17 protein-coding genes, 1 other RNA gene and 1 other annotated feature are annotated in these 18,129 nt (G+C 57.8%); of the genes, 4 read left to right on the forward strand and 14 right to left on the reverse strand.

The annotated features are described in order from the left end of the window. Positions 1-557: 557 nt before the first annotated feature. The 9 genes from MR935_RS01970 to MR935_RS02010 form a co-directional block, all read right to left on the reverse strand. On the reverse strand, positions 558-1,097 hold the full coding sequence (locus MR935_RS01970; RefSeq protein WP_290570571.1) for an NADH peroxidase: 540 nt from the start codon (positions 1,095-1,097) through the stop codon (positions 558-560). Between the two features lie 35 nt (positions 1,098-1,132). After that, positions 1,133-1,543 (reverse strand): RrF2 family transcriptional regulator, encoded by a 411-nt coding sequence (locus MR935_RS01975; RefSeq protein WP_290570572.1) that lies wholly within the window; start codon positions 1,541-1,543, stop codon positions 1,133-1,135. Positions 1,544-1,798: 255 nt separating this feature from the next. Continuing rightward, complete coding sequence (locus MR935_RS01980; protein WP_290570573.1) at positions 1,799-2,389, reverse strand: AAA family ATPase; 591 nt, start codon at positions 2,387-2,389, stop codon at positions 1,799-1,801. Positions 2,390-2,519: 130 nt separating this feature from the next. Further along, a complete protein-coding gene (locus MR935_RS01985; RefSeq protein WP_290570575.1) occupies positions 2,520-3,266 on the reverse strand; it encodes an amino acid ABC transporter ATP-binding protein in 747 nt (248 codons plus the stop codon). Next, positions 3,253-3,927 (reverse strand): amino acid ABC transporter permease, encoded by a 675-nt coding sequence (locus MR935_RS01990; RefSeq protein WP_320766974.1) that lies wholly within the window; start codon positions 3,925-3,927, stop codon positions 3,253-3,255. The genes MR935_RS01985 and MR935_RS01990 overlap by 14 nt, the downstream gene beginning before the upstream one ends. A 226-nt stretch (positions 3,928-4,153) precedes the next feature. Then, on the reverse strand, positions 4,154-4,951 hold the full coding sequence (locus MR935_RS01995; RefSeq protein WP_290570577.1) for a transporter substrate-binding domain-containing protein: 798 nt from the start codon (positions 4,949-4,951) through the stop codon (positions 4,154-4,156). Positions 4,952-5,474: 523 nt separating this feature from the next. After that, positions 5,475-6,107, reverse strand: a complete 633-nt coding sequence (locus MR935_RS02000; RefSeq protein ID WP_290570579.1) for a flavin reductase — start codon at positions 6,105-6,107, stop codon at positions 5,475-5,477. A gap of 114 nt (positions 6,108-6,221) precedes the next feature. Then, positions 6,222-6,560: a DUF4363 family protein gene (locus tag MR935_RS02005; RefSeq protein WP_290570580.1), complete on the reverse strand. Its 339-nt coding sequence runs from the start codon at positions 6,558-6,560 to the stop codon at positions 6,222-6,224. 1 nt (position 6,561) lies between these two features. Next, entirely contained in the window at positions 6,562-7,236 is a 675-nt protein-coding gene (locus tag MR935_RS02010) for a DUF421 domain-containing protein (RefSeq protein WP_290570581.1), read from the reverse strand. 182 nt (positions 7,237-7,418) lie between these two features. Next, positions 7,419-7,659, forward strand: a binding site (T-box leader). Between the two features lie 62 nt (positions 7,660-7,721). Here MR935_RS02010 and ilvB point away from each other — a divergent pair. From ilvB to ilvD, 4 genes are all read left to right on the forward strand, one after another. Further along, the gene (gene ilvB / locus MR935_RS02015) at positions 7,722-9,383 is read left to right on the forward strand and encodes a biosynthetic-type acetolactate synthase large subunit (RefSeq protein ID WP_290570583.1); all 1,662 of its coding nucleotides are present in this window, start codon (positions 7,722-7,724) and stop codon (positions 9,381-9,383) included. Between the two features lie 16 nt (positions 9,384-9,399). Continuing rightward, positions 9,400-9,876, forward strand: coding sequence for an acetolactate synthase small subunit (gene ilvN, locus MR935_RS02020; RefSeq protein WP_290570585.1), 477 nt, complete (start codon positions 9,400-9,402; stop codon positions 9,874-9,876). A gap of 37 nt (positions 9,877-9,913) precedes the next feature. After that, positions 9,914-10,909, forward strand: a complete 996-nt coding sequence (ilvC, locus tag MR935_RS02025; protein ID WP_290570587.1) for a ketol-acid reductoisomerase — start codon at positions 9,914-9,916, stop codon at positions 10,907-10,909. 289 nt (positions 10,910-11,198) lie between these two features. Then, the gene (ilvD, locus tag MR935_RS02030) at positions 11,199-12,821 is read left to right on the forward strand and encodes a dihydroxy-acid dehydratase (protein ID WP_442863002.1); all 1,623 of its coding nucleotides are present in this window, start codon (positions 11,199-11,201) and stop codon (positions 12,819-12,821) included. A gap of 101 nt (positions 12,822-12,922) precedes the next feature. Here the strand turns inward: ilvD and ssrS are convergent. The 5 genes from ssrS to MR935_RS02055 form a co-directional block, all read right to left on the reverse strand. Next, a non-coding RNA gene (gene ssrS, locus MR935_RS02035) (6S RNA) lies at positions 12,923-13,116 on the reverse strand. 19 nt (positions 13,117-13,135) lie between these two features. Further along, positions 13,136-13,411, reverse strand: a complete 276-nt coding sequence (locus tag MR935_RS02040) for a DUF1292 domain-containing protein (protein ID WP_290570591.1) — start codon at positions 13,409-13,411, stop codon at positions 13,136-13,138. Positions 13,412-13,729: 318 nt separating this feature from the next. Further along, positions 13,730-14,572 carry an S-layer homology domain-containing protein gene (locus tag MR935_RS02045; protein WP_290570593.1) on the reverse strand — a complete coding sequence of 281 codons (843 nt, stop codon included), beginning with the start codon at positions 14,570-14,572 and terminating at the stop codon, positions 13,730-13,732. A gap of 99 nt (positions 14,573-14,671) precedes the next feature. Continuing rightward, the gene (locus tag MR935_RS02050) at positions 14,672-15,853 is read right to left on the reverse strand and encodes a hypothetical protein (protein ID WP_290570595.1); all 1,182 of its coding nucleotides are present in this window, start codon (positions 15,851-15,853) and stop codon (positions 14,672-14,674) included. A 158-nt stretch (positions 15,854-16,011) separates the two neighbouring features. Continuing rightward, positions 16,012-18,051 (reverse strand): alkyl/aryl-sulfatase, encoded by a 2,040-nt coding sequence (locus MR935_RS02055; RefSeq protein WP_290570597.1) that lies wholly within the window; start codon positions 18,049-18,051, stop codon positions 16,012-16,014. Positions 18,052-18,129: the final 78 nt, after the last annotated feature.

Genomic DNA, 18,129 nt, shown 5'->3' on the forward strand with positions numbered 1-18,129 from the left:
GAAGTGCATTGAAAGCCTGAAAGCCAAGAAAGAAGAAGTCCTGAACCCCAAGGTTTCCCCCAAGCAGCAGTTGAAGGCTGTTCTGGCTAAGGCTGAGGAAAGTGGCCTTTCTCCTGAGGATATTGCTAAGAAGCTGGGCATTAGCCTGTAAGCTACCCTTGGGGGTATATCACCAAATCACACAATTTCACCCTACCCTATGAAGATACCGGGGGCCATCAGCCCCCGGTATCGTTTTGCAGTTGATTTTGATGTGATGATTTCAAAATGGAGTGAAATCGGCTACTCTTGGGAAAGGTCTTAAACCCTGTACCCATTGTGTCCCAAGGGTTTCAGGGCAACTCAAGGGAAAAGCACTCAAGGGAAAGGATTTTTTAGGGGTAAAATCGAAGTTTTTTCCCATGGATTTCCCTTGAGATTTTCAAAAATATGTTTTGAGAATGTGTTGAGATGACAACATTTTAGTCTTTTAGTTTCGTGTCTGAAAATTAGAAACCCCCTTGACGATGGGGTGTTTCCTATCGTCAAGGGGTTTAAAATGTTGCTATTTCAGCGAATTAGAAGTAACGCTTCAGCAGGCCAGCAAATGCCTTGCCGTGGCGAGCCTCGTCCTTAGCCATCTCATGAACGGTGTCATGGATCGCATCCAGATTGTGCTCCTTGGCGCGCTTGGCCAGATCGAACTTGCCGGCGGTAGCACCGTTCTCAGCCTCGACACGCATCTCGAGGTTCTTCTTGGTCGAGTTGGTCACGACCTCACCGAGCAGCTCAGCGAACTTGGAAGCGTGCTCAGCCTCCTCGAAAGCGGCCTTCTCCCAGTACAGGCCGATCTCCGGATAGCCCTCACGATGAGCAACGCGGGACATCGCCAGATACATGCCAACCTCGGTGCACTCGCCCTCGAAGTTCATGCGCAGATCCTTCATGATGTCCTCGGGAGCGCCCTGCGCCACACCGACAACGTGCTCGCAAGCCCAAGTTCTCTCGCCAGACTGCTCCTGGAACTTAGCCGCGGGAGCGTGGCAGATGGGGCACTCAGCCGGAGCGGAGTCGCCTTCATGTACATAACCGCAAACGGTGCAAACAAACTTCTTCATGGTTTTCTTCCTCCTAAAATAAATAGTTGAACTTATTAGTTATCAGCCGGAACAAAGCGGTCCATCGTAATGGCCATCAGCTGATCGCGCAGAGAACGGTTGATTTTGCCGAACACACGGTGAAAATCACACTCCTGCCGACTACCTACGCAAGTACATTGAAACTCATTGGACAGACAGTGATTGATTGCAATCGGTCCATCTATGCATTCAATGATCTCGCCCAGACTGATATCCGCAGGGGCACGCATAAGCTCATAACCACCTGACACACCCTTGTAGGATTTCGTGATGCCGGCCTTGGTCAGCTTGCGCAGAATCTTCAAAGCAAAGCGCAGCGTAATGCCGGTCGACTCTGAAATATCCTTTGCGCACTGTTTTTCTCCGGTCACAGCCAGATAGTATGTCACGCGAATCGCGTAATCCGCTTCGTGCGTGATTCTCACTTTGTTCCTCCCCTTCTCTAACTGGAACATCTTTAGTATAATCGTGTTCCACACAAAAGTCAATATATTTTCAGAAAAATAGATAAAAATTTTTAATTGATAACAGTTACTATTTGCATCCATGTACGACACTTTTTATGTGTACATTTTTCGCTATGCCCCGGTATATGTTACCAGTATACCACAGCCGTTTCACAAAGTCTACTCATTTTGGTTTATTTTGCCGCATTCAGTCAAAAGAATGTATCGTTCCGCTCATAGCTGCCCAGCCGCCTGCAAAATCAGCGCCAGCGCCGCGTCGATTCCCAGACGGCTGGTGCATAGCGTCAGATCGAAGCTGGTCGCGTCCGCGTAGTGGTGGCCGGTGTAGCGGGTGCAGTAGGCCTTGCGGGCTTTGTCCGCCGCGCGGATATTTGCCCGCAGCTTTTCAGGGCTGACGTCATGCATCAGGCCGCTCATCCGCTCGACGCGCCACTCAAAATCCGCGTGGATGAACACCCGCAGACAGTGGTCAAACTCCCGCAGGATATAATCCGCGTTGCGTCCGACGATCACGCAGCTCTCCCGGTCGGCGATCTCACGGATCGCCTTGACCTGCGCCTCCCACAACTTGTCGCTCAGTGGGCGGTTGTAAAAATCAAACAGGCTCTGCGTCAGGCCAAAATCCGTCGGCACACGCTCGTCCCACTGGCGCACCTGCGCGGGCGAGAGCCCGACCGAAGCCTTGGCAGTGCGCAGGATCAGATCCTTGTTATAAAACGGAATCCCCAGCGCGTCCGCGACACGCCGGCCGATCTCGCCGCCGCCCGCACCAAATTGCCGGCCGATGGTAATGATCTTTCTCATTTATTTGTCCTCCTGTTACCCTGTTTATTCATTATAACCGACTGGTGCGGCAAACGCAAGCGCAGCCACCCACCGATAGAAAGAAAGGCGGAAGCCAGCCGCCTCCGCCTCTGTCCACCGTATTGTCCTGTCACAATACCTTACTCAAAAAGTCGATCGTGCGCTGCTCACGCGGGTGGTTGATGACCTCGTCCGGCGTGCCCTCCTCCACGATATAGCCGCCCTCCATAAAAATCACGCGGCTGGCGACCTCACGGGCAAAACCGATCTCATGGGTGACGACCACCATCGTCATACCCTCCTGCGCAAGATTCTGCATGACCTGAAGCACCTCGCCGACCATCTCCGGATCGAGCGCCGAGGTCGGCTCGTCAAACAGCAGGATGTCAGGATTCATGGCCAGCGCGCGGGCGATAGCAACGCGCTGCTTCTGCCCGCCGGAGAGCTGCGCAGGAAAGGCCTCTGCCTTGTCCGACAGACCGACGCGCCGGAGCAGCCGCATCGCATTTTCCCGCGCCTCGGCCTTGGTGGCCTTTTTCAGCTCGGTGGGCGCAAGCACCATATTGCCCATCACATCCAGATTATTAAACAGGTTGAAATGCTGGAACACCATGCCCACGTTTTCCCGCACCTTGTTCATGTCGGTGTGCTTGTCGGTAATGTCATAGCCGTCGACCACGACCGTGCCGCTGGTGATATCCTCCAGCCGGTTCAGGCAGCGCAGAAAGGTTGACTTGCCACTGCCCGAGGGGCCTAAAATAACGACCACCTCGCCCTCGTAGATGTCGATGGAGACATCCTTGAGCACCTCCAGCGCACCGAAGCTTTTTTTCAAATGGGAAACATGGATCTTTGCGTTTTGCTTATTCGCGGCCACGGTTGATCCTCCTCTCCATCGCCTTGGCAAACCGGGACAGAATCGTGATAACGATCAGATACATCACGCCCACGATGAACCATACCTCAAACGAGCGCATCGTATTGGCTACCACGTTTTTTGCGGTATTGACCAGCTCGGGAAAGCCGATGATCGACAGGATAGAGGTGTCCTTGAGCGTAATGATGAACTGGTTGATGATCGAGGGGATCATGGTGCGGATGGCCTGCGGCAGCACGACCTTCTGCATGGCCTTCCAGTAAGGCAGACCCAGACTGCGTGCGGCCTCCATCTGTCCCTTGTCCACGCTCTGGATGCCGGCGCGGATGATCTCGGCCATATACGCGCCGCAGTTGAGCGCCAGCGCGATCGTACCCGCTTGCAGAGCGGAGAGCATCATGGGAATGCGCAAAATGCTGTTGAACAACTGCGGCACGCCAAAGTAAATAAAGAACGCCAGCACGATCATCGGCTCGCCGCGGATCACATCCACAAAAATGGTGGAGATCGCATTACACACGCGGCTTTTCAGCACGCTCAGCAGGCCGAAGATCAGACCCAAAATGCAGGCAAAAAACAGGCCGCACAACGCCAGCAGCAGCGTTTGACCCATTGCACGCAGCAGCAAAGACCCGTAGGTGGTGATGATTTGAACAATCACGGGGCGCAACTCCTTTCTAAAAAAACTCTGTTAGCCATGTGTGCTGATACAAATACTGTATGCTTTATTGTCGATAATACCCGCCGCAGCGGATATATTGTTTTTTTGCTATGCTGTTTTCCGCGAGCAGAAAGCCAGCCTTATCAGCACACAGCGCCAACAGAGCCTTATAAAGACAGGGGGCGCCGGAACGAACCAGTGCCCCCTGAAACCTTCTTGCTTGCTGTCAGCCCAGATACTTGGCGATGATCTCATCATACTTGCCGTTGGCCTTGATGTTGGCCAGACCGGCGTTGAACATGTCGATCAGTTCCTGATTGTCAGCGTTGAAGATGGCAAAGCCATAGGGAGCACCCTCATTCTCCGTGCCGTCCACGATCCGCAACGCCAAGCCGCCCTCCTTGATGGACGCAGCCATGATGGGCGTATCCTCAAAGCAGGCGACCGCCTGACCGCCCATCACCGCCTGATACATCGTGGGGGAGTCCTCAAAGTAGGTGATGCTGAAGCCGTATTCGTCCTTCAGGCTCTCCGCGTAGGCAGCACCCTGTGTACCGGTCTTGACGGCAACAGTCTTGCCGCTCAGGTCGGCAAAACCGGCGATATCCGAGCCTTCGGCCACGGTCATGCACTGGGTGGCGGTGTAGTAGCCGTCAGAGAAGATCCAGCCGCTCTGCTTGCGCTCCTCGGTGATGGAAGCGCCCGCGATCATGCCGTCCGCCTGACCGGCTTGGCAGGCCGCAATGGCGGCGTCCCAGCCAAGGCTTCTCATCTCATACTGAAAGCCCTGATCCTCGGCCACAGCCGCGACGATGTCCACGTCAATACCGACAAAGTTGCCCGAAGCATCGGTGTACTCAAAGGGCTTGAACACCGTATCCGAAGCGATGACCCAGACCTTGCCTCCGTCCGCTGCGCCGACGGGCGCATTGTTGCCTGCCGCCGTGCCGGAGGAGTTGTTGCCGCAGGCGGCCAGCCCCAAAGCCAGACCGGCAGCGACAAGCAGGGAAAGTGCTTTTTTCATGTTGTGATTCTCCTTACTTTCATTTGGCGGGCCGCGGCGCCGCATCCCCACGGCGGCTTCCGCACACGCGGAAAAGCGACCCTAAAACGCAACAAGCGACAGCAGTATCCAGATCACCGCCATCGCTTATGATGCCTGTTGCAATTTTAACACAGAACAGCCGCTCCGTCAAGCATTTCGCTCCACTTTTCTTTTTTGTACATAACTATTCAGATAAAGCTTTCTTTCTATGCTCCGCTATACTACCGTCAAGATGTCCGCCGCGCGGCATCTGTTTTCAAAAACGGGGTTTGCTCTCGCCCCTTGCAGCAAACCAACGATTTGCCCGCCTGCTGCATTCTCTTTCATGGCCGCAGGCGTGTCCGGCTAAAAACGGAGCGGCACCGCTGATGCTGCACCACTCCGCTTAAAACAATATATCTCCTATGCAGGGGCACCCTGTGCCGCTCACACAATTTGGGGCGGTTCATGCCGCGGATACCGCCAGAAGGCCCTTGCTTTGTGCCTGCGCAGACAAAGTACGTCAGCCCTCGCTGCGCTTGATGAATTTACTGCGCGGCGCGCGGCAGATCGGGCAGATGAAGTCGTCCGGGATATCCTCGGACAAGCGGACATAGCCGCAAACCGTGCACTTCCAACCCGCGTCCGCGTCCAACTCGTGGTAAACCGGCGCGACGGGCGGCACATCCTCGCCCCGCTTTTCAAAATCGCGCACGGTCAGGCATTCGCCGGCGGACAGCACCTCGGCGTCAAGCAGGTCGCAGATAAACAGCGTGTACGAGCCGATCGAGACCGTTTCGCTGACCTTGAAGCTCAGGCGGGAGAGCATCCCTTCCCGCAGGTAGGGGCAGCCCTTGGCGTCCGTCTCAAAGGGGAAAGCAGCGAATTTATCGACCGCACGGCCGGATTTGTAGCCAAATTCGTTGACCACGCGGTCGGGCGCATCGGAGGCCAGCAGGGTGGCGGCGCACACGCCGCTCTGCTTGAGCGCGGCGCAGGTGGCCGAATCGTTGTTCATCGACAGCGTAAAGCGCGGCGGACGGGACGAGGTGACCTGATGCAGCGAGTTGATGATGCAGCCGAAATTGCGGCCGTCGGCCACGGTGGATACGAGCGCAAGGCTGTAATTGATTTTTTTGTAAACGGCGTTGTTCATGGGTAAGCTCCTCCTCATAATGATAACAAATATCAATTGCAAATAAATATTAACATATGGAGCAGAAAAAAGCAACCGTCAAATCGCGCAAAAGCGCAGCAATTTTTTTGGCGTTTACAGCAGGTTCATGATGCTGGGCTTCTCCAGTTCGGGCAGGTGTCGCAGCTGAGAGAGCAGTTCGGCGCGGTCGACGCGCAGATCGTCCTCCAGCCCGGCGGCCTGTGCTGCACGCAGCCGCGCGAACAGCAAATTGGCCTGATCCAGCTCATCGTGCAGCAACAGCGCGCCGAATTTGCTCTGCGCGCGCATCCAAAGCGCGTAGGCTTGCTCCAGCTCATCGGCTTCCAGCGCCGCCACGACCTCATTTACCGTGCGCTCGACCGTGCTGCTGCTCCACAGGCTGCCCCAGAGCAGCAGAGCCAGCACGACGAAAGCGATCAACAGGCGCCGCATATCAGGCTCCCTCCTTTCGCTGTATGAAGGTGTTGCCGCAGTCGTCAAGCGTCATCAGAAAGACATCCCGCAGGGCGATGCTTTGGTTTTTCAGCCGGTTTTCAACAGCCTTGCCGTCCAGCCGGAGCAGGTCGAGCGAGCGCTGCACCAGCTTGCCGTCCGACACCACGACGAGCGGCAGGCCGGTGTCCTTGGGCGTCAGGCCGAGCATTTCCGCGGTGACCGGCTGCTGCGGCTGCTTGAGGATGACGGACAGCGTGCCGTCTGGCTCGATTACGCCATATTTCACATCGGACACCGAGGTGACGTTCTGCTTGCGCAGGTTTTCCACGACCTCGTCGGTCGTCAGGCGCATCTGGCGCAGCTTGCGGATATCGAGCATCCCGCCGCGGATAATAATGGCCGGCTGGCCGTTGAGCAGGCGGCGAAAGGCGCGGCTTTTGAGCGCGATATGGCTCAGCAGGATTTCCAGCGCGATCAGCGTGGCGATCGGCACAAGGCCGGCGAACATCGGAATGCCGAGATCCTGCATGGGGATGGCGGCCAGATCGGAGATCAGAATGGTAACGACCAGCTCGCCGGGGTTAAGCTCACCGATCTGCCGTTTGCCCATCAAGCGCACGGCCGCAACGACGGCGAGATACAGGATCAGCGTGCGCAGCAAAGGTACGGACATGGTTATAGCCTCTTTTCCAAGTGGAATCATCCATAGTATGGACGGGCAGCAAGGGGATTATTCCCACGGCAGGAAGAAAGCCGTCGCGGCGAGTGCGGAGAGCAGCCACCGCGCAAATGACGAAAAGCTGTTGACAACCGCGAAAGAGCGCCGTATAATAAAACAGTACACTTCCAATATCAAAACAGGCGATGACCGGAAAAGTAGCTTCCCCAATCCATGCAGAGAGCCGTCGGACGGTGCAAGACGGCGGAAGAAGGATGCGCGAAAGTCCTCCGTGAGCCGAGCGGCTGAAAAGGGATGAAACAAGGCCCTGTGTAGGTCGTTCCGCGTGATTCGCGTTACAGGATCGGGTGAGTGGCCGCGCGGCTTAGGCGTGCGGCAAAAAGAGTGGTACCGCAGAGTGTAGTCTTTGTCTCTTTGAGGGGACAGGGACTTTTTTATTTTCTGTACAAACGACAAGGAGAAGAAAGGAGGCGGTTTTCATGGTAAAGAACGGCTCGGAAATATTGGTGGATGTGCTGGTAGAGCAGGGTGTTGATACGATCTTCGGCTATCCCGGCGGCGCAGTCCTCAATATTTATGACGCGCTTTACAAAAACAGCGACCGCATTCGACATATTTTGACCGCTCATGAACAGGGCGCGTCCCACGCCGCCGACGGCTACGCGAGAGCCACCGGCAAGGTGGGCGTGTGCCTTGCAACGTCCGGCCCGGGCGCGACCAATCTGGTCACGGGCATCGCCACCGCTTATATGGACTCTATCCCGATGGTCGCCATCACGGGCAACGTCGGCACGGCGTTGATCGGCAGAGATTCTTTTCAGGAGGTCTACATCGCCGGCATTACCATGCCGATCACCAAGCACAATTTCGTCGTGCGCCGGGTGGAGGAGCTTGCGGACACCATCCGCGCTGCATTCCGCATCGCCGCAAGCGGGCGGCCCGGCCCGGTGCTGGTCGATATCCCCAAGGATGTCACCGCCGCGATGGGTGAGTATCACCCGCAGGCCAAGGTCAGCGTGACAGAGGGCTATGTCATTCCCGAGGAGCAGCTGCAAACCGTGGCTGAAATGTTGGCCAAGGCCGAGCGCCCTGTCATTTACTACGGCGGCGGCGTCGGGCTATCGGATGCCGGTGGCGATCTGCTGGCGCTGATGCACAAGGCCGGTATCCCGGCGGTGCATACACTCATGGCGATCGGCGCCGTGCCGGACGATCCGCTCGAACTGGGCTGGGTCGGTATGCACGGCAAGGTATCCAACGCTTGGGCGGTGGACAAATGCGACCTGCTGCTCTCGATCGGCGCGCGCTTTTCCGACCGCGTGGCGACCGATGCGAGCCGTTTTGCGACCGGAGCGCAGATCGTCCACGTCGATATCGACGCGGCGGAGATCAATAAAAACGTCGGCGCGACCTATTCGATCGTCAGCGATGCGCGCAGCTTTTTGCAGCAGTTTTTACCGTATGTCAAGCCGGCAAAGCACGATGCATGGCTCGAGCAGATACATCAGTGGCGGGTCAAGCTCGATTATGTGCCTAAGGATGATGAAAGCGTGCTCCGTCCGCACCAGCTGATGCAGGTGATCGACGAGCTGACCGATTCCGAGACCATCATTGCGACCGATGTCGGCCAGCACCAGATGTGGGCGGCGCAGTACAGCGGCCGCAAGCATCCGCGCCGGTTTTTGACCTCGGGCGGCCTTGGCACAATGGGCTTTGGCTATGGCGCGGCGATGGGCGCGCAGGTCGCTTTCCCGGAGCGGACAGTCGTACACATCACGGGCGATGCATCCTTCCATATGAACCTCAACGAGATTTGCACGGCGGTGTCCTACGGTCTGCCGGTCATCACAGTCATCATGAACAATCAGGTGCTGGGCATGGTGCGCCAGTGGCAGACCATGTTTTACGAAAAGCGGTATTCGCAGACCGACCCGTACCGCAAGACCGACTATGTCAAGCTGGCCGAGGCCTTTGGCGCGCGCGGCTACCGCGCGTCCAATTTGGCCGAGTTCCGAGAGGCGTTCGCCGCGGCGCTGCAGCGCACCGGTCCAGTGCTGATCGACTGCCTGATCGACAAGGATGAGCGCGTGCTGCCCATGATCCCGGCGGGCGGCGCGGTGGCCGATATGGTAGCCGAGTGACGGAAGGAGAAGAAAAATGATGAAACATATCCTTTCCGTGCTGGTACAGAATAATTCGGGCGTGCTTGCCCGCGTATCCAGCCTGTTTGGCCGCCGCGGGTTCAACATCGAATCTCTGACCGTTTCGGCCACCACCAACCCCGCCATCTCGCGTATGTCGATCATCGTCACCGGCGATGAGCCGACGCTCGAGCAGATCATCAAGCAGGTATCCAAGCTGGAGGAGACCATATGGGTGCGGCACTTACAGGAGGACGACTCCTATTGCCGCGAGCTGGTATTCGTCAAGCTGCTGACCGACAGCAGCGACGTGCGCGAGGCCATCCGCCAGATCGCTGACCTGTACGGCGCACGCATCGTCGAGTCGACCGGCAACACGATCATCGTCGAGCTGACCGAGGTGCCCAGCCGCATTGATGCCTTCCTTGACGTCATATCGAACTTCGAGGTGCTGGAAATGTGCCGCTCGGGCGTGACAGCCATTCAGAAATAAGCCCTTTGATTGCTATTAAAATTAGGAGGAAATAAAAATGGTAAAGATGTTCTATGATGCGGACTGCAACCTGTCCCTGCTGGACGGCAAGACGGTCGCGGTGCTCGGCTTCGGCTCGCAGGGTCACGCGCACGCGATGAACCTGAAGGATTCGGGCGTGCACGTTGTCGTCGGCCTGCGTCCCGGCTCTGGACACGCGGAGAAGGCCAAGTCCTACGGTCTTGAGGTGCTGACCCCGGCCGAGGCCGCCGCCGCGGGCGACATCATCATGATGCTCGTGCCCGACGAGAAGCAGGCCGACATCTACAAGGAGGTAGTCGAGCCCAACCTCAAGCCCGGCAATGTGCTGGCCTTCGCGCATGGCTTCAACATCCACTACAAGCAGATCGTCCCGCCGACTGATGTGGACGTTATCATGGTCGCGCCCAAGGGGCCGGGTCACACCGTCCGTTCGCAGTTTGTCGAGGGCGCAGGCGTGCCCGATCTGGTCTGCGTACATCAGGACGCTTCCGGCAAGGCGCTGGATATCGCGCTGGCTTACGCTGCGGGCATCGGCGGCGGCCGTGCGGGCATTCTGGAGTCTACCTTCAAAACCGAGACCGAGACCGACCTGTTCGGCGAGCAGGCCGTGCTCTGCGGCGGTGTGTGCGAGTTGATGAAGGCCGGCTTTGAGACGCTGGTCGAGGCCGGTTATGCGCCCGAGAACGCCTATTTCGAGTGTGTGCATGAGATGAAACTGATTGTTGACCTGATCAACGAGGGCGGCTTCGCCAAGATGCGCTACTCGATCTCCGATACTGCTGAGTACGGTGATTACCGCACCGGCAAGCGCATCATCACCGAGGAGACCCGCAAGGAGATGAAGAAGATCCTGCGCGAGATTCAGGACGGTACCTTCGCGTCTGAGTGGATTCAGGAGAACCGCGCGGGCGGCCGCGCGCACTTCCTCGCCTCCCGCGCGCTCGAGGCCGACACCCAGCTCGAGGAGACCGGCAAGAAGCTGCGCAGCATGATGAGCTGGCTGAAAAAATAAACGATTTGAACCGTACAGGTTCAAATGAGATGGACGCGCCGCGCTTTGCGCGGACACGTCTGGGACTGCGAAAAGTTCCGACAAGCGAAACTTTTCTCCGTTCTTGTATCAAAAGCACGAGTAAAGCCCGCACTTTTGATGGATATAAACCATAATATAACATCGCGCCCGGTGCGGCGCGACGAGTGAAACAAGCGCACAGGCGGGCGGGCTTCCGTCCGCCTGCTTTGCAAAAGGAGGAAAAGCTGTGCCCAAAAGAAGCGACAATATCACCGCGGGCGCGGAGCGGATGCCCAACCGTTCGCTGCTGCGCGCCTGCGGCTTGACCGAGGAGGAGATGAAACGCCCGCTCATCGGCGTTGTCTCGGCCTATACCGAGATCATCCCGGGACATATCAACCTTGACAAGATCACCGACGCAGCCAAGGCAGGCGTGCGCATCGCAGGCGGCACGCCGGTGATGGTGCCCGCCATCGGCGTGTGCGACGGCATTGCCATGGGTCATATCGGCATGAAGTATTCGCTGCCCAGCCGCGAGCTGATCGCGGACAGCGTGGAAACGCTGGCGCAGGCGCACCAGTTCGACGGCCTTGTGCTGATCCCAAACTGCGACAAGATCGTACCCGGCATGATGATGGCGGCGGCACGGATCAACATTCCGTCGATCGTCATCTCCGGCGGGCCGATGCTGGCTGGCAAGTACGACGGCGAGGAGATATCGCTCTCCAAAACCTTTGAGACGGTCGGCGCATACAAGGCCGGCCTGATTGACGACGAGAAGCTGCTCGAGTGCGAGTGCGGCTCGTGCCCGGGGTGCGGCTCGTGCTCGGGTATGTACACCGCAAATTCGATGAACTGCCTGTCCGAGGCCATCGGTATGGCGCTGCCCGGCAATGGCACCATTCCGGCCGTGCACGCGGCGCGTATCCATCTGGCAAAGCGCGCCGGTATGCAGATCATGGAGCTGGTCGCGCGCGATATCAAGCCGCGCGATATCCTGACGCCTGCGGCCTTCCGCAACGCGCTGACCTGCGAAATGGCCATCGGCTGCTCGACCAACTCGGTGCTGCACCTGCTGGCGCTGGCCAATGAAGCGGGCGTACCGCTCGACCTGCAAATGCTCAATGAGCTGTCCGCCAAGGTGCCCAATCTCTGCCATCTGGCGCCCGCAGGGCCGCACCATATCGAGGAGCTGGATCTGGCGGGCGGCGTGCCTGCCATCATGAAGGAGTTGACGGGGCGTGACCTGCTCGACCTGTCGCTCATCACCGTGACCGGCAGAACGGTCGGCGAAAATCTGGCGGGTGTGGTCAACCAGAATCCCGAGATCATTCGCCCGATTGAAGAGCCGTACTCCGAGACTGGCGGCATCGCCGTGCTGTGGGGCAACATCGCAAAGGATGGCTGCGTGGTCAAGCGCAGCGCGGTCGCGCCCGAAATGATGGTGCACGAGGGGCCGGCGCGCGTGTTTGATTCCGAGGATGAGGCGATCGCGGCCATCTATGCGGGCAAGATCAACAAGGGTGACGTGGTGGTCATCCGCTACGAAGGCCCGAAGGGCGGACCCGGCATGCGCGAGATGCTCAATCCCACCTCAGCGCTGGCGGGTATGCAGCTCGACCGGGATTGCGCGCTCATCACCGACGGGCGTTTTTCCGGCGCGTCGCGCGGCGCGTCCATCGGCCATGTTTCGCCCGAGGCGGCTGCGGGCGGCGCGATCGCGCTGGTGCAGGAGGGCGATATCATTTCGATTGATATCCCGGCCAGCCGGGTCAACGTCAAGCTGTCCGACGAGGAGCTGCAAGCCCGCCGCGCGCGCTTCACGCCCCGCGAGCCGAATATCAAAAGCGGATGGCTGGCGCGCTACGCGCGGCTCGTCACCTCAGCCGATCAGGGCGCAGTACTCCGGTAAAAACCGTCCCGGGAAAGTCCGGCAAGGCGCATTACAATGAAAGCACCCCCTGCGCAGGAAAACAAGCCTGCACAGGGGGTGTTACGCTATCTTCTTAAATAATAAACCCCACCCTGCCGATGCGACCCGATTAGTAACCTGCACAACTATGCAGGTGGGTTTTCTGTTCGATACGTCTGCGCTTCCAACATCCGTGTATACCCGGGAGGCCTGCTGCTCGGTATCGAAACCTGTCGAAATCCCGTACTAAAAATGTGGGTTAAAAAGGGGTCGCTGTCGCACAGGGCAGGGATCATTCGCGTTTGGGACGGGGATTATTCGTCCTCCTCGGCCTCGGCGCGCTCCATCACCATGTTGAATACCGCATCCGCGATATCATCGTCCTCGACGGCTTCGAGCATCTCCTCGCCGTCCTCCGAAACGATTTGCATGATGACGACCTCAGCCTCCTCTTCGATGGAAAGCTCGGCCGGAATAAAGGCCAGATAGGTCGTGCCCTGATATTCCACGGTGTCGATATGCTCAAACTCAACCTCGTTGCCGTCCTCGTCAATCAGGGTCACGAAATCGTTGCCGTATGCTTCGCTCATCGCTCCGGCACCTCCTTATTTTTGTTGATTGCGGTTGCAGCGGGGATATCCTCCCCTCGTCCTGTATTAAGCATAGCAAATTACGCGCCATTTGTAAAGCGAAAATATTGACGGCCATACCGTTAAATAGTATGCAGCAGCCGACAAAATATCATTCCGCAAAAAAGAAAATTTCAGAGACCGCATAGAACAAGCAGTTGGAACAGCGGTTATGGACATCAAACGGCTTGTTGAAGCCCGCGCAGCGCCGATGCCATTTTGACGCGACGCTTCATATGCTTCGGACGACAAGCAGTCTCCCCGGCGTATGGCTGCGGTTTATTGCGCGAACTTACTATAGAAGTTCATCAGCATCTGCGCCGCTTCCGCGCGGGTGGCGTTGCCCTGCGGGTCGAGGATACCCTCACCCTTACCGTTCACAATGCTGTTTTCATTGGCCCATGCCAGCGCTGTCTGCGCGTAGCCGCTGATCTGCTCCGCGTCGGTAAAATGACCCAGGCTGTGGCTGCTTGACGGACTGCCTGCATAGCGCCAGGGGATGGCCGCAAGCTGCTCGCGCGTGATGCGGTCGTCGGGGCCGTACAAGCCGCCGCCGTAGCCTTCCGCGATGGCGTTCTCATTAGCCCGGATAATAGCGTCTGTATACCAGACTCCTTTGGCAACATCGGAAAAGATGCTTTCGCCGCTCACGGCGGGTCGCCCTGCTTTGTCGTACAGGATCTGGCACAGCATGGCGCGGGACATACGGCCGTCCGGATCGAACAAGCCGCGGCCAACGCCGTGCATCAGGTTATTGCCAATCACGAAATTGACAGCGTCGTGATACCACTTGCCGTCATCCAGATCGGTAAAGGCGCGGGATGGACATGTATCGTCGCCGCTGCAAGCCTCGGGTTTGTATCCTTCAGAGACAAAAGCCGCCTTGACGGTTACATCGGAAGCAGGCATAGTGAACGTGTACCTACCGCCGCCCTGCCCGGTCAGCGAAAGCTTCTCTCCGCTCCTGTCGGTGACGGTCGCATCTGCTATGACGAAGCCCCCGTTGGGCGTGGCGGTGATCGTGATGGTCGCGCCCCGGAGCGCGCTTCTGCGGCTGACGGTCACAGAGCCGTTCACAGCAGCCTGTACCGTGACAGCATAGGGGTGAACCGCTCGAACCATCCGAGCCACCAGAGCCGCCATCAAGAGCAGCAGGCTGCTGGAGGGTCAGCTGACCGCCCGAGCCGGTCAGTGTTCCGCTGTCCAGTGTCAATGCTGCGCCTACCGGTGCAATGGTGACGGCATACTGGCCATTCGCCTCATCAATAACCCGCTGCATGGCATAGCCGCCGGACAGATAATTGACGGCAGGACGAGGAATTGTCCTATATCCGCATCGTTTATCTCGGTGGTATAGGTAAATACCATGACATTAAAATGATTGCAGTTGCCAGTAAATTTGCCGCCGTTTTCCAGCTTGAATGCATCGGTAAAAACGATATTGCCGCCTAAAGGTCTTACGCCGTTGACCCGAACGCCCTTGTCACCCGAGACGGTCAGTGCGCCCGTGCTCCCTATCGTCACTTTGCCCGCGTAGAGGGCGTAGTTGTCCGAGCCGCCATTTGAGGTCAGCATTCCGTTTGCTGTGATCGAGGAATCCACACCACCGGAGGCGCCTACCTCGATAGCGCTCAAAGCACGAAGCGCCGCGCCTGCTTCGATGGTGAGTTCGGTTGACTGATAGTCGGAAATTTTTTGCTGGACGGTCAGCGGTGCTGTACCGGAAAAGAGCACGTTAGAAGAATAGCTGAATGGAAATTCGATGCGATCGACATAGCTCTCGTCCTCGGTGACAACCCGCATAGGACTGACATCCGGCAGCTTCAGACTGCCGGTGATGGAAATACCGTGCAAGGTCAAGGTCTTGCCAGCCGCGTCCCAATGATAGCCGTCGGCGGTCAGCTCGACGATGCCGTTATTTTTGAGCTTGCCGTTTTCATTTACCGTAATACTGTTGTTGTCGTTTATCAGCCGCGCCCCGGTATCGAGGGTAAGCGTATAATCATCGGCGATGGTCAGCGGCCGACTCTCGGTGACAGTCACCGTCAGGCCCTTGGGGACGGTGACATTTCCCTTCATGTCCCACGCACTGCCGTTGGGGTAAAGATAGCCGCCGGCCGAGCCGGGTGCAAGAGAGAGTCTTTGACCACCGATGCCGGTTCCGATTGAGCCGCCGGTGACCACCACGCTGGCGCTGTCCGTGACCACCATGCTGCCGTTGTCCGCAACCACGATGCCGGTGCCAGTGGAGCCGGACATCACCTCACCGCCGGTGCCGGTATCGGTGACCGTCAAGCTGCCGCCGATGACAAGGATCACACTACTATCCATTGCGCCTTTGAGGTTGTTGCTGTTCAAATCCAGTGTCCAGTCTCCGCTTTGGAATTCCACCGGACTGTCCAAATAGATAGCTCCGGTCAACGCTGACTGCGGCCTTGTTGTCAAAGATGGCGATAATTTCCGCCGGCGTGCTGGCTGCCGTAATCGTTCCGCCGTCAGCCGCCCTGACCCGTGCCCTTCGATCCGCGCGTTCGATGCGTTTTCACAAGCGCGCAAACCAGTTACGGTTCAATAATGTTGAACGCAGCGGGCCCGGAGACCGGGACTTGATTCAGATTCTCTGCCAGCAGCGTCACCAGCTCCGCGTTGCCCTCGACCCGCACAGCCTTTGCCACCTCCTCCTGATCGTTTGTAATGAGATAGAACAGCGCGTTCTTCGGGCAGGTAATGGAAACCTCTGCCGTGTCTGACTGCGCGTTTTCGTACACCAGCACAACGCCGTTTTTGATACGCAGCATATGCTGCTCACCAACGTCGGGCAGGGTCACGTTCATGGTGAAATCATGGTCTGCCAGCGCCTGCTTATCGAGCAGGATGCCCATGTAATCAAACATCATCGAGGCGGTCATTTCCAGCACCATAGCGCCGGTGTTTTTTGCTGTTTTTTCCACCTGTGCGCTGTTGCCGTTTCGCAGCTCCAGCGCGGCGGTGAGGTACGCATTGCGCCATGGGCCGGATTCCGCCTGATAACCAAGCTGCTCCAGCGCGTCGGCGCACAGCAGGCGTGCGTCCTCATTCTCGGGATCAGCAAAGACAATGGTGTTAGTGACCTCGGCCACCCACTGATATTCGCCCGCCTCGTAATCCGCCTTGGCCATGCGCAGCACCTCATCCACATCGCCCAGATATTCCACCCACTTCTTTGCGCTGTCCGTGGGCGTGAGCGGGTTCAGATTGACCGGGTTGGCATCGTACCAGCCCATGTACTTCTGGTACACAGCCTTCGCGTTATGCGCCACCGTGCCGTAGTACTGGCGGGTGTACCAGACCTTTTCCAATGCCTCGGGCAGCTGGATCATATTGGATATCTCATCAGATGTATACCCCTGATTGATATAGGTCAGCGTCTGGTCGTTGATGAACTTATACACCGCAGCGGTGTTCACCAAATACTCACCCACCACTTCGTTGCCCCAATGCGGCCAGTTGTGGGACTGGAAGGTAAGCTCGACCTCCCCACCGTAACGGGTGATGGCTTCGGTGATATAGCTTGCCCACGCCGCGCCGTCGCGCACCTGCGCGCCGCGCAGGGTATACAGATTGTGCAGCGTGCCGGTGCAGTTTTCCGCCACCCACAGCGCTTTGAACTGCGGAAACCATGTGTTCATTTCCGCCGGAGCCTCAGTGCCCGGGGTCATTTGGAACTCCATTTCAACGCCGTCAATGGTGATGACCTCACCGGTCTCTTTGACCTCATAGGTGGGTGCAAAGTAGGACACCGTACCGGCCGACTGCCCCATGCCGATGCCCTGCGCCAGCTTACCGCTCACGCCCGGCTCGAGCAGCACACCGTATTGATAATTGGCGCGCCGCCCCATTGCCTTACCGGCGTAAACGTTTTCCGCAATGGCGTGCGCGGCAAAGCCCTCCGGAACAATGATAGGTATCTTGCCGCCGGCAAGCTGATCCGCAAGAGGCAGGCCGGCGTCCGCCGCATCATCCGCGCGCATCACGCCGAGAATGCCGCCAAAGTGGTCGACATGGGGATGGGAAATGATGACCGCCTTGATAGGATAGCTGCCCAAATTCTTCTCGATCAGCTGCATAGCCGCCTGACTGCATTCCACGCTCATCAGAGGGTCGAACAAAATCCAGCCCGTGTCGCCCTTTACCACCGTCAGGTTGGCCATATCGTAGCCGCGCACCTGATAGATACCCTCGCGCACTTCAAACAGGCCGTAGGCGTGGTTATTCTTGGTGTTTTCCCACAGGCTGGGATTGACGGTCTCCGGCGCCTGTTCATAATCATCAAGAAAGCTGTACGCTGCCTGACTCCAGATCACGTTGCCGTCCGCGTCGGTCAGCTCCAGTGTTTCCGGTGCGTCGATCAGTCCGCGCACGGCAAATTCCGCCTCCTGCTTGTCATTAAAATCCAGCAGGGCGTACATCGCGGCATTCGCCTGCGCGGTATGTACGCTGGCCGGCTTAGGCTCTGCGGTCAAGTCCGCGTCCACGGCTTGCTCCCCGCGCTCCGACGGCGCGCAAGAGCCAAAGGATAGCGCCAGCATGGCGGCAAGCAATATTGAGAGAATGCGTTTCATAGAGATATCTCCTTTACCATCATAAAGTCCGGCTGCCGCGCGCTGTCAGAGCATCTCTTGTCGGCCTCGGCAGGGCTG

Origin of the sequence: Agathobaculum sp., assembly GCF_022775115.1 — a bacterium.
Lineage (GTDB): Bacteria > Bacillota > Clostridia > Oscillospirales > Butyricicoccaceae > Agathobaculum.